Here is an 11,692-nt window from a genome sequence, read left to right as displayed (position 1 = left end):
TCACCAGATATCTCCAGGTGAAGGCGACATTGCCGAATCCACGCCGCCCCCACCGGTAGCCAGCGAGACAAGAAGAAGCATTGAGATAAGTATGAAACTTTCAAGCCTCGATCAGAGGGTGCGCAGGTAGGCGAGGCCGTCCACGGCGAGCCCGTCCTGGCTTCGCGCGAGGGGCCGCCAGACGGAGGCCGCCGTGGCGATGGTCTGGTTGTGGGCGGTGAACGACTCGATGACCAGCGGCCCTTGGTAGCCGACGTCGCGCAGCGCCCCGGTGAAGCCGGGCCAGTCGAAGCGGTCGGCCCCCGGCGTGCCGCGATCGGTGCCGCACACCTGCACGTGCGCGATCCGGTCCGCCGCGACCCGCACCGCCTCGGCGGGGTCCTTCTCCTCGATGTTCATGTGGTAGGTGTCGAGCGCCAGGTGGCAGTCCTCGGGCAGCGCGTCGAGGGCCTGCTCGACCGTGTTGACGAGGCTGGTCTCATACCGGTTGAGCGGCTCGACCGCGAGCTTCACCCCGCGCTCGCCCGCGTGGTCCAGGACGGGCCGCAGGTTCTCCCGCAGCTCCGCGTAGACGCTGCGGCGCTCGTCCGGCGACAGCCGCCAGGTGCGGCCGACCGAGGCGTACGCCGGCCCCCCGATCACCGGCGAGCCGACGGTCACCGCCACGTCGACGCAGTGCCGCAGATAGTCCTGGGTGTCGCGGACGGTCCGCGGGGAGGCTGTCACGAGCTCGCGCCCCGGCGGCATGACCAGCACCACGGACGCGGCCAGCCCGTGCTCGGCCAGCACCGCCGCGGCCCGGCCCGGGTCCCAGTCGCCGGGCCGCTCGACGGGCAGCTCGACGACGTCGAAGCCCCACCCGGCGATGCGGGGGGCGAGCCGCGTCAGCTCGGCGTCGGTCAGCGGGGAGACCCAGACCCAGGTGTTCACTCCGATGGAGAACATGGCGTCCCTCTTCGTCGCCGGTGCGGGATCGGGTCAGCTCTTCTTCCCGCCCCAGGTCTCCGGGAATCCGGGCAGGTCCTCACAACCGCACAGCGCGTAGTGCAGCGGCGGCATGTTGGGCTTGATGTAGGTCGACAGGTTCTCGCCGGTGACCTTGGGCTGCGGCAGGTTCCAGAGCTTGGGCACCTCCTCGCCCTTGAGGATCTTCAGCGCGGCGATGATCGGGGTGCGCCACTGATAGGTCGGGTACGTGGGGGCCACGGCGGTGAGGCCCGCGTCCTTCCACTTCTGCAGGAAGTCCTGCTGGTCCTCGCCGTTGATCGGCGGCACCGGCACGCCCGCGTCCTCGAACGCCTCGATCGCCGCCACCGCCGTGGCGCCCGAGTCCATCCAGACGCCGTCGATCTTGCCGTACCGCTGGAGGTAGTCACTGACGATGCTCTTGGTCTTGGCGGCGTCGCCGTCGGTGAACTCCACCCCCACCACCTGGAGCCGGCTCCTGTCGAAGACCACCTTCGCCGCCGACCAGCGGGTCTCCAGCACGTCCACGCCGGGCAGGATGCGCAGCGCCAGCACCTTCCCGCCCGCCGGCACCTTCTCGACCAGGAACTCGGCGGCATCGGCGCCGAAGGCGTAGCCGCCGATCGGCTTGATGAACGTCACCGGGCAGTCCGTCTCCACCCCCCGGTCGAACACGATGACGGGCACCTTCCCGCAGGCGGCCGTCACGGCGGGAGTGAGCGTGGCCGTGGTGTTCGGCGAGACGATCAGCGCGTCGCACCCCTTGGCCTGCAGCTCGGCGATGTCGGAGATCTGCTTGTCGTCCTTGCCCTCGGCGTCGAGCGCCGTGAACTTCCCGATCTCCTTGTGCAGGCCGACCTCTGCCTGCATCGTCTTCCACCCGACCTGCCGCCAGGGGTTGTTGACCGCGGCGTTGGAGAAGCACAGGTGGTACGGCCCGTCCTTCTTGTACTTGGCGGTGTCGGTCATCTGCGGGGCGATGGCCTGCTCCCACGGCTTGCCGGAGGGGCCCTGCGGGGTCTCGGAGCGCATGGCCAGCTGGGCGTCGAAGTCCGCCTGCACGAAGAACTTGGACTGCTCGCCCGTGCCCGAGCCCTGAGCGCTCGTGGCGGGCGCCGCGGACTGGGTCGTGGACGCCGGTTTGTCGGTGGTGCAGCCGGCGAGAACGAGCGCGGACAACACCGCGATCGCGGCCTTATGACGCGGCATGTGCGTCTCCTCTTCGGGGGGTGAACTTCCAGGGAAGCCGGACGGCTCCCGCCGCGACCGCGGCGATGATGATGACGCCCTGCACGGTGAACTCCAGCGCCCCCGAAATTCCGTACAGGTTGAGCAGGGTGAACAGCGCCTCCAGCGTGAAGGCGCCGGCCAGGGCGGCCGGCACCGAGCCGCGCCCGCCGCCGAGCGCCACGCCGCCGAGGACGACCGCGGTGATTGCCGAGAACTCGAGTCCCTGGCCCGCCTGTGCCGACACCCCGGCGAAACCGCCGAGCAGGACGGCCGCGACGGCGGCGGCCAGACCGGAGAGCATGAAGGCGAAGATCTTGGCCCGGTCGACCCGGACCCCGGACAGCGCCGCGGCCCGCTCGTTGTCGCCGACGGCGATGAGGGTCCTGCCGAAATCCGTACGCATGAGCCAGATCGCCGCCGCGCCCACGGCCAGCAGGATCAGCACCGACCACGGCAGCGGCCCGAGGCCGCCGCGGCCGAACACCCGGAAGCCCTCCGACAGCGCGCCACGCGGCGCGCCGCCGGTCCAGAGGAAGACCGCCCCGCTGAGAACGAGCAGCATGCCGAGCGTCACGATGAACGACGGCACCCGCAGCTTGGTGGTGACCACGCCGTTGACCAGCCCGGCGAGCAGCCCGACGACGATCAGCAGGGCGAGGACCGGCCACGTGGCGGACTCGTCGCCGTCGATGAGCCGCGCGGCGATCACCACTTCGGCCGTCACCAGCGAGCCGACCGACAGGTCGAACTCGCCGGAGACGATGACGAAATACTGTCCCGCGGCGAGGATCACCAGCGGCGCGGCCCGTTTGAGGAACCCCAGGAACCCGGCGGGCTCCAGGAAGAAGGGGTTGGCGACCGCGATCGCGGCCAGCAGCGCCACGAGGACCACGACGATGGGGAGTGCCCGTTTCATGCCGGCCGCCTTGTTCCACGCCGCGCGTAGACGGCCACCGCGATGACGATGACCACGCCGCGGACCACGTCCTTGACGAAGGAGTTGACCTCGAGCTGGTTGAAGATGGTGTCCAGGACGGCCAGCAGCAGGACCCCGCCCACGGTTCCCGCGACGCCGCCCTTGCCTCCGGCCAGCGCGGTCCCGCCGAGCACGACCGCGGCGATGGACTCCAGGTCGTAGCCGCCGTCGGTGCCCACCGTGGGCGCCCCCGCCCCGAGCCTGGCGGCCAGCAGCAGGCCCGCGATGCCGGCGCAGACGGAGCAGAGCACGTGGGTGATCACGACGACCCGGCCCGTGCGGATCCCGGACAGCCGGGCGACCTCCTCGCTCCCGCCCACCGCGTAGATCCGGTAGCCCAGCCGGGTCCTGCTCAGCAGGAACCAGGCCGCGACGGCCACGCCCGCCCAGAGCATGGCGGAGACGGGGATCGGCCCGATCCGGGAGTAGCCGAGGAGCTGGAACGACTCGGGCACCTTGCCCGCAGGGCCGTCGTACAGGTGGTCCACGACGCCTTTGACGATGAGGGCGACGCCGAGCGTGGCGATGAAGGCGTGGACCCGGAGCCTGGTGATGATCAGCCCGTTGGCCAGCCCCACCAGCGTGCTGACGGCCAGCACCGCGGCGACCGCCGGCAGGATGTTCCCGTCCCGGCCCGCCATGGTCTCCGCCGCGACCAGTGAGGCCAGGCTGATCAGGTACGCCACCGACAGGTCGAGCGACCCGGCCAGGATCACCAGCGTCTGCCCGATCGCCACGATGCCGAGGGCCGCCGAACGCTGCTGGATCCCGACGACGCTCTCCAAGGTGAGGAACTGACCGCCGTCGAGCGCGACGAGGACGCAGCCGACCGCGACCAGGCCGAGCAGCGCGAGGAACACCACCTGCGTGGGTTCGCGCAGCCGCGCCGCCAGGCCGCCGTGCGCCGCGCCCGAGCGGGCGGGACGGCGGGCGCGCACGGGCACGTTCATCTCAGGCCACCTCTCCGGCGGCCAGGCGCATGACGGCCTCCTCGGAGGCCCCGGCCGGCAGCGTGCCCGCGACGCGGCCGTCGCGCAGGACGACGACGCGATCGCTCATGCCGATGAGCTCGGGCAGCTCCGAAGAGATCATCATGATGGCCATGCCGTCGTTCGCGAGTTCGCGCATCAGGTCGTGGATGGCGGCCTTGGCCCCGACGTCGACGCCCCGGGTCGGTTCGTCGAACAGCAGCACGCGCGGCGCCATGGTCATCCATTTGGCGAGCACGACCTTCTGCTGGTTGCCTCCGGACAGGTAGCGGACCTCCTGTTCCTGACGCGGAGGCGAGAGGCGTACCCGTTCGAGCAGGGCGCGGAGGCCGTCGCGGCCCTCGCGGACGCCCGCCGCGCGGGCGGCGAGCAGGGCGTTGTCGCGTACGGACTGGCGCAGGGCGAGCCCTTCGACCTTGCGGTCCTCGGTCACCAGTCCGATGCCCATGGCCACGCCTTCGCGGACCGAGCGGGGGCGCGAGGGGGTCATCTCTCCCGTGGTGAAGGGTTCCGCGCCGAAGATGGCTTTGGCGAGCTCTGTTCTGCCGGACCCCTGCAGGCCCGCGATGCCGACGATCTCCCCTGCCCGCAGCTCCAGATCGATGTCGCGGAGCTTGTGGTTGCCCGCTCCGCGCAGGCTGAGCCGTACCTCGCCGGCGCCGTTCGAGCGGGGCGGGAAGTAGGTGCCGAGGTCGCGGCCCACCATCAGGCGGATCAGCTCGTCGGGGGTCACCTCGCCGATCGGGAGTGTGGCGACGCGCGAGCCGTCCTTGAGCACCGTGACCCGGTCGGCGAGGTCGAACACCTCGCGTAATCGGTGGGAGATGTACACGACGGCGACGCCGCGTTCCCTCAACCGCCCGATCAGCCGGTGGAGCAGCTCGACCTCGTGCTCGGCGAGCGCCGCGCTGGGCTCGTCCATGACCACGAGCCGGGCGCTCACCGACAACGCCTTGACGATCTCGACGATCTGCTGCTGGGCCACCGACAGGCGCTTGACGGCGTCACGGGGGCCGAAGGGGTCCTCGCCGAGCTCGTCGAGGAGCCGCGCGGTCGCCTGCTCCATCGCCGCCCGGTCGACCAGGCCGCGTCTGACGGGCTCGCGCCCGAGGAAGACGTTCTCGGCGACGGAGCGCTCGGGCAGCAGGTTGAACTCCTGGTAGATGATCGCGATGCCGGAGCGCTGCGCGTCGACCGGATGGCCGAAGGAGACGCGCCGGCCGTCGATCTCGATCGTGCCCTCGTCAGGCGCGTGCACCCCGCAGATGATCTTCATGAGGGTGGACTTGCCGGCGCCGTTCTCGCCGACGACGGCGTGGACCTCGCCGGCCGCCACGTCCAGGTCTACTCCGGACAGCACCCGCACGCCAAGGAAGCCCTTGCCGATGCCGCGCATGCTCAGCATCCCGCCCACCTCCCCGCCTGTCGCGCCGTGAGGGCGGCCTGAGGGCCGCACACTGCGGGATGCTAAGCGGGCTTATATCGATGGTCAAGCAAAAGCCGTGACCAATACGACATAAGTGGACCAGGGATCGATGCCCATAAGCGGCGGAACGATGGAAAATGGGCCTACTTATAGTTGACCATCGGCGAAAATAGCTCTTACCATCACGGAGACTTACCTGCCGGATGCCTACCGCATGCGGAGGTGGTCCCGACACGATGGAGCTTTCATGAACAAGCTCGGTGTGTGGCTGATCGGGGCGCGAGGATCCGTGGCGACCACTGCCATCGTGGGCGCCTCGGCCGTCAGGGCGGGGGCCGCGACCTCGCAAGGATGCGTGAGCGAAGCCCCCGGCTTTCCCGGTGACCTGGCTCCGCCGGGCGGCCTGGTCTTCGGCGGCCATGACATCACCGAGACCTCCTTACGCAAGCGCGCCGAGCAACTGGGCAGAGCGGGGGTCGCCCCGGCGGAACTCGCCGCCCGGCAGCGTGTGCCGTACGCCCGTCTGCGCGCCTTCGCCGAGGAGCTGTCATGAGGGCGCTGCTCGAACTGGTCCGCGCACCGGCCGCGCTGTCGGTGCCGGGGGACACCATGGCGGGGGCCGCCGCCGCGGGGCGGCGTCCGGCGCCCGGCCTGGCCCTGGCGTCCGTGCTCATGTACTGGTCGGGGATGGCGCTCAACGACTGGGCCGACCGTGAGACGGACGCCGCCGAACGTCCCGAGCGCCCGATCCCGTCGGGCCGGGTCCGCCCCGGCGCCGCGCTCGGGCTCGCGGCCGCCCTGACCGGCGCGGGCCTCGCCAGCGCCGCCCTCGCCGGCGGCCGGCGCGGTCTCACCGTCGCCGGACTGCTGGCCGGCGCGGTGTGGGCCTACGACCTGGGTCTCAAACGCACGGCGGCGGGACCGGCGTCGATGGCGGCCTGCCGCGTGCTCGACGTGCTTCTCGGCGCGGGCGAGCAGGCCGGGGCCGCCGTGCCCGCGGCCCTGGCGATAGGCGCGCACACCTACGGGATCAGCGTCCTGGGCCGGGCCGAGGTCACGGGGGCGGCACGCGGCACCGCCGAGCGCGCGCTCGTGGCGAGCGCCGCGGCGGCCGGGCTCGCGGCCGCCGCCTGCGCGCGTGACCGGGCCGCTTCCTGCGCGCATGACCGGACGGCCGCCTGCGTGCGCGACCGGGCCGCCGCCTGCGCGCATGACCGGGCCGCCGCCCGGGCCGGAGCGGGCGTCCTCATCGCCGGCTATCTCGCCTTCACCCTCCCGGTCCAGGCCGGGTTGCGGACCCGTCCCGAGCCCGAGCACGTACGGCAGGCCGTCCGCCTCGGCATCCTCGGCCTGATCCCGCTCCAGGCGGCGGCGATCGCCGGCGGCGGGCGGTTCGCGACGGCGGGCGCGCTGCTGTGCTCGCTGCCCTTGGGAAAGTGGCTCTCAAACCGGATGGCGACCTCATGAAGTGGGCCTACTGCACCAACGGCTTCGCCGACCACCGGCTTCCCGAGGCGCTCACGGTTCTGGCCGACCTGGGGTACGCCGGTGCGGCGATCACGCTCGACCACGGCCATCTCGACCCCCACTCCCCCGGCCTGGCCGCGGAGGTGTCACGGATCGCCGGGCTCCTCGCACGCCTCGGCCTCGACGTCGTCGTGGAGACGGGCGGGCGTTACACCCTCGATCCCCTGCGCGAACACCATCCGACCCTGATCAGCGACGACGCCGGACGCAGAGTGGAGTTCCTGACCACCGCGATGCGAGTCGCCGCCGATCTGGGCGCTCCCGTGGTGCACCTGTGGAGCGGGGTCCGGCCCGACGGCATCACGGAGGCGGAGGCGTACACGCGGCTGGCCCGCCAGTGCGCACGGCTGCTCGACGAGGCCGACCGGGTCGGCGTCACGCTGGGATTCGAACCCGAACCCGAGATGCTCGTCGCCGGCCTGGACGGCTTCGAGCGGCTGCGGGCGATGCTCGGCGCCCATGCCCGGTTCGGTCTCACCCTCGACATCGGCCACTCCCACTGCGTGGAGCCGGACGACCTCGTCACCTGCGTGCGCCGGGCGCTGCCGTACACCGTGCACGTGCAGATCGAGGACATGCGCCGGGGAGTCCACGAGCACCTGGAGTTCGGCGAGGGCGAGATCGACTTCCCACCGGTGCTCGCCGCGCTGCGCGGCTACTCGGGCCTGGTGGCCGTGGAGCTGGCCCGGCACAGCCACGCGGCCCCGCAGGTCGCCCGCCGCTCGATCGAGTTCCTGAGGAGGGCACATGAAGGAGCCGGCACAGGAGTGGCTGGCACAGGCCGTCCGGCAGGTCGAGGCTGACCCCCACGCGATCCACCGGCTCTTCCCGCAGGCCGGACGGCGGGGCGGCCCAGGTGCGCGGCGCGCGCTGCTCGGCGCGCTGCACGGCGACCACGCGACGATCCGCAGCCTGTACGAGGCCGGCGACAGCGGCGAACGGCTGGCGATCCTGACCGTCCTGCACGAGCTCGACGCGGAAGGGACGGCGGTCGGGCTGGTGGAGGACGCGCTGCGTACCAATGACGCCCGGCTGGTCGCCGCGGCCCTCGGGCCATACGGCGCGGCGTGGCTGGACGACCACTCCTTCCGTCATGGGGTGCTCAAGTGCGTCTTCATGTCGATCCCCCTGGCGGCGGTCGCCGAGCTGGATCGCCGCTTCGACGCCGAGCTGGCCCGGATGCTGTCGGACTACGCGGCGGAGCTGCGGGCGGCCGGCCGGCCCGTCCCGGACGACGTCCAGGAGAGGATCTGAATGCGCATCTTCGACCCCCACATCCACATGACCTCCCGGACCACCGACGACTATCAGCGCATGCACGCCGCGGGGGTCCGGGCCGTCGTCGAACCCGCCTTCTGGCTGGGGCAGCCCCGTACCAACGTGGGCAGTTTCCTCGACTACTTCGACGCGCTGCTCGGCTGGGAGCCGTACCGCGCCGCGCAGTACGGCATCCACCACCACTGCGCGCTCGCGCTCAACCCGAAGGAGGCGAACGATCCGCGGTGCGCGGGGGTGCTGGCCGAGTTGCCGCGATACCTGCTGAAGGACTCCGTCGTCGCGGTCGGCGAGGTCGGCTACGACTCGATGACGGCGGAGGAGGAACGGGCCTTCGAGGCGCAGCTCGCCCTCGCGCGGGAGGCCGATCTCCCGGTGCTCGTGCACACTCCGCACCGGGACAAGGCGGCGGGCGTCCGCCGCACCCTCCACGTGGTCCGGGACTCCGGGACACCCCCCGAACGGGTGCTCATCGACCACCTCAACGAGGTGACCGTCGGCATGGTGGCGGACTCGGGCTGCTGGATGGGGTTCTCGATCTACCCCGACACCAAGATGGACCCGGACCGGATGGTGGCCCTGCTCAAGGAGTACGGCACGGACAGGGTGCTGGTGAACTCGGCCGCCGACTGGGGCCGGAGCGACCCGCTCAAGACGCGCGAGGTGGCCGACGTCATGCTCGCGACCGGCTTCGGCGAGGACGAGGTGGATCGGGTGCTGTGGCGCAATCCGGTCGCCTTCTACGGGCAGAGCGGCCGCCTCGACCTCGATCCGGACCCGCACGTCGGGCCCGACCACGCCGGCAACACGATCAAGCGAGGCTGACCGTGCGGTTACGCCATCCGGACGGCTCGACGGTGCACCTGTCCTACTGCACCAACGTCCACGCCGCCGAGGATCTCCCCGGCATCCACCGTCAGCTGTCCGGCGTCGCCGCGCGGGTCAGGCGGCTGCTCGGCGTCGAGCGGCTCGGGCTCGGGCTGTGGCTGTCCCGGCACGCCGCCGCGGACCTCCTCGCCCGGCCCGGGGAGCTCGCCGGGCTGCGCGAGCGGCTGACCGCGCTCGGGCTGGAGGTCGTGACCCTCAACGGGTTCCCCTACCGCGGCTTCCAGGACGAGATCGTGAAGTACCGCGTCTACACCCCTGACTGGGCCGACGCGGAGCGGCTGCGCCACACGCTCGGACTCGCCGAGATCCTCGCCGTGCTGCTGCCTGACGACGTCACCGAGGGCACGATCTCGACCCTGCCCCTCGCCTGGCGCACCGGGTGGACGGGAGACAAGGCGGCCGCGGTCATGGCCAATGTCGACGCGGCCGCCCAGGGGCTGCGCGCGCTGGCCGGCCGTACCGGCAAGGTGATCCGGCTGGGCTTCGAGCCGGAGCCCGGCTGCGTCGTCGAGACGACGCCCCAGGCCGCCGCCCTGCTGGGCGACGTGGATCACGACCACCTCGGCCTCTGCCTGGACGCCTGCCACATGGCCGTGGGCTTCGAGGAGCCCGGCGCCGGCGCCCGCACCGGGCTGCCCGTCGTGAAGCTCCAGGCGTCGTGCGCCCTGGTGGCCCCGCCGGGGGCGCAGCGGGCGCTGGCCGCGTTCGACGAGGCCCGTTTCCTCCACCAGACGCGCTCCGCCACCGGATACGCCGACGACCTGGGCGAGGCCCTTGCCGGCGGCCTGCCCGCGGACGAGAGCTGGCGCGTGCACTTCCACGTCCCGCTGCACGACGCGCCGCCCCCTCCTCTCGCCACCAGCGCCCCCTACCTGCGGGACCTGCTGAACGTGATCCTCGGCGGGGAACGGCCGCTGACCCGCCACGTCGAGGTGGAGACCTACACCTGGAACGTGCTTCCCGGCGCCCCTGCCGACCTCGCCGAAGGCATCGCGGCCGAGCTCGACTGGATGCGGGGGCAGCTCGCCGCCCTCGGGCTGAAGGAGACGTGATGGCGCCGCTGATCGTGATCAATGTCGTCGGGCTCACCCCGCGCCTGCTCGCGCACATGCCGAACGTGGCGAACGCGGGCGCGGCGGCCACGCTGCGGCCCGTGCTCCCGGCCGTCACCTGTTCGATGCAGGCCACCCTGCTGACCGGCAGGATGCCCCGCGACCACGGCATCGTCGGCAACGGGTGGTACTTTCGCGACCTCGGCGAGGTGCTGCTGTGGCGTCAGCACAACGCGCTCATCCAGGGCGACCAGCTGTGGAGCGCCGTGCCCGGCCTGCGCACCGCCAACGTCTGCTGGTGGTACGCGATGGGCGCCGCGACCGACCTGCTCGTCACCCCGCGTCCGATCTACCACGCCGACGGCCGCAAGTCGCCCGACTGCTACACCCGCCCGCCCTCGCTCCACGACGACCTCGAGGCCGCGCTGGGGCCGTTCCCCCTGTTCAGTTACTGGGGGCCCAACGCGGGGATCGCCTCCTCCGCATGGATCGTCGCCGCCGCCCGCCGCATCCTGGCCCGCGAACGGCCGGATCTGCTGCTGGTCTACGTGCCTCACCTCGACTACGACCTCCAGCGGTACGGCCCCGCCGGTCCCGAGGCGGTCGCGGCGGCCCGCGCCGTCGACGCCGCTCTGGCCCCGCTCCTGGCCGAGGAGGCCGAGGTGGTCGTGCTCTCGGAGTACGGCATCACTCCGGCGTCCCGCCCGGTGGACATCAACCGGGCGCTGCGCGCCGCGGGTCTCCTGGAGGTCTACACCCAGGCCGGGATGGAGTACCTCGATCCGTGGACGTCCCGGGCCTTCGCGGTGGCCGACCACCAGGTGGCCCACGTGTACGTGCGCGACCCCGCCGACCTCGACCGCGCCCGCGCCGTCGTCGCCGAGCTCGCGGGCGTGGACGAGGTGCTGGACCAGGCGGGGAAGGCGAAGTACGGGCTCGACCACGAACGCGCGGGCGAGCTCGTCGCGGTGGCGGAGCCCGACGCCTGGTTCACCTATTACTACTGGCTCTCCGACGACCGCGCCCCGGACTTCGCCAGGCTCGTGGACATCCACCGCAAACCCGGCTACGACCCGGCCGAGCTGTTCATGGACCCGGGCGATCCGTTCGTCAAGCTCCGTGCGGCGGCGGCGCTGGCGAGGAAGAAGCTGGGCTTCCGCTACGCGATGCGGGTGGTGCCGCTCGACCCGGCACCGGTGCGGGGCAGTCACGGCCGGCTGCCCGACCTCCCCGACGACGGGCCGCTGATCATCGGCCCCTTCGACCGTGACTCCTACGAGGCGAGCGAGGTCAGGGATCTCCTGGCCGGCCTGGCCCGGCGGAGCCGCTGACCGTGGTTCGCGCGGCCCCCGGCCGGGGGCCG

General features: G+C 72.1%; 12 protein-coding genes. 7 read left to right on the top strand and 5 right to left on the bottom strand.

Translation table 11 applies throughout. The annotated features are described in order from the left end of the window. Window positions 1-111: 111 nt before the first annotated feature. Genes ABD292_RS10075 through ABD292_RS10055 form a run of 5 tightly spaced genes read right to left on the bottom strand, consistent with a single transcriptional unit; the run spans window position 112 to window position 5,566 of the window. A complete protein-coding gene (locus ABD292_RS10075; protein WP_344206809.1) occupies window positions 112-945 on the bottom strand; it encodes a sugar phosphate isomerase/epimerase family protein in 834 nt (277 codons plus the stop codon). 33 nt (window positions 946-978) lie between these two features. After that, window positions 979-2,175: an ABC transporter substrate-binding protein gene (locus ABD292_RS10070; RefSeq protein WP_344206808.1), complete on the bottom strand. Its 1,197-nt coding sequence runs from the start codon at window positions 2,173-2,175 to the stop codon at window positions 979-981. After that, window positions 2,162-3,112: an ABC transporter permease gene (locus tag ABD292_RS10065; RefSeq protein WP_344206807.1), complete on the bottom strand. Its 951-nt coding sequence runs from the start codon at window positions 3,110-3,112 to the stop codon at window positions 2,162-2,164. The genes ABD292_RS10070 and ABD292_RS10065 overlap by 14 nt, the downstream gene beginning before the upstream one ends. Next, window positions 3,109-4,122 (bottom strand): ABC transporter permease, encoded by a 1,014-nt coding sequence (locus ABD292_RS10060; protein ID WP_344206806.1) that lies wholly within the window; start codon window positions 4,120-4,122, stop codon window positions 3,109-3,111. The genes ABD292_RS10065 and ABD292_RS10060 overlap by 4 nt, the downstream gene beginning before the upstream one ends. Before the next feature lies 1 nt (window position 4,123). Beyond that, a complete protein-coding gene (locus tag ABD292_RS10055) occupies window positions 4,124-5,566 on the bottom strand; it encodes a sugar ABC transporter ATP-binding protein (protein WP_344206805.1) in 1,443 nt (480 codons plus the stop codon). 268 nt (window positions 5,567-5,834) lie between these two features. On the opposite strand from ABD292_RS10055, the gene ABD292_RS10050 reads away from it, so the two are divergent. The 7 genes from ABD292_RS10050 to ABD292_RS10020 are packed head-to-tail and all read left to right on the top strand — an operon-like array spanning window position 5,835 to window position 11,660. Continuing rightward, window positions 5,835-6,140 (top strand): inositol-3-phosphate synthase, encoded by a 306-nt coding sequence (locus tag ABD292_RS10050; RefSeq protein ID WP_344206804.1) that lies wholly within the window; start codon window positions 5,835-5,837, stop codon window positions 6,138-6,140. After that, window positions 6,137-7,054, top strand: coding sequence for an SCO3242 family prenyltransferase (locus ABD292_RS10045; protein ID WP_344206803.1), 918 nt, complete (start codon window positions 6,137-6,139; stop codon window positions 7,052-7,054). Before ABD292_RS10050 ends, ABD292_RS10045 begins: the two co-directional genes overlap by 4 nt. Then, the gene (locus ABD292_RS10040; RefSeq protein ID WP_344206802.1) at window positions 7,051-7,917 is read left to right on the top strand and encodes a sugar phosphate isomerase/epimerase family protein; all 867 of its coding nucleotides are present in this window, start codon (window positions 7,051-7,053) and stop codon (window positions 7,915-7,917) included. Before ABD292_RS10045 ends, ABD292_RS10040 begins: the two co-directional genes overlap by 4 nt. Then, entirely contained in the window at window positions 7,862-8,368 is a 507-nt protein-coding gene (locus ABD292_RS10035; protein ID WP_344206800.1) for an EboA domain-containing protein, read from the top strand. The genes ABD292_RS10040 and ABD292_RS10035 overlap by 56 nt, the downstream gene beginning before the upstream one ends. Beyond that, entirely contained in the window at window positions 8,369-9,214 is an 846-nt protein-coding gene (locus ABD292_RS10030) for a TatD family hydrolase (protein ID WP_344206799.1), read from the top strand. A 2-nt stretch (window positions 9,215-9,216) separates the two neighbouring features. After that, window positions 9,217-10,329: a metabolite traffic protein EboE gene (gene eboE, locus ABD292_RS10025; RefSeq protein WP_344206798.1), complete on the top strand. Its 1,113-nt coding sequence runs from the start codon at window positions 9,217-9,219 to the stop codon at window positions 10,327-10,329. Continuing rightward, the gene (locus ABD292_RS10020) at window positions 10,329-11,660 is read left to right on the top strand and encodes an alkaline phosphatase family protein (protein ID WP_344206796.1); all 1,332 of its coding nucleotides are present in this window, start codon (window positions 10,329-10,331) and stop codon (window positions 11,658-11,660) included. The genes eboE and ABD292_RS10020 overlap by 1 nt, the downstream gene beginning before the upstream one ends. Window positions 11,661-11,692: the final 32 nt, after the last annotated feature.

The sequence above is a fragment of the Nonomuraea bangladeshensis genome (assembly GCF_039529455.1).
Taxonomy (GTDB): Bacteria; Actinomycetota; Actinomycetes; order Streptosporangiales; family Streptosporangiaceae; genus Nonomuraea; species Nonomuraea bangladeshensis.
This window is presented reverse-complemented; position numbering and strand designations above follow the sequence as displayed.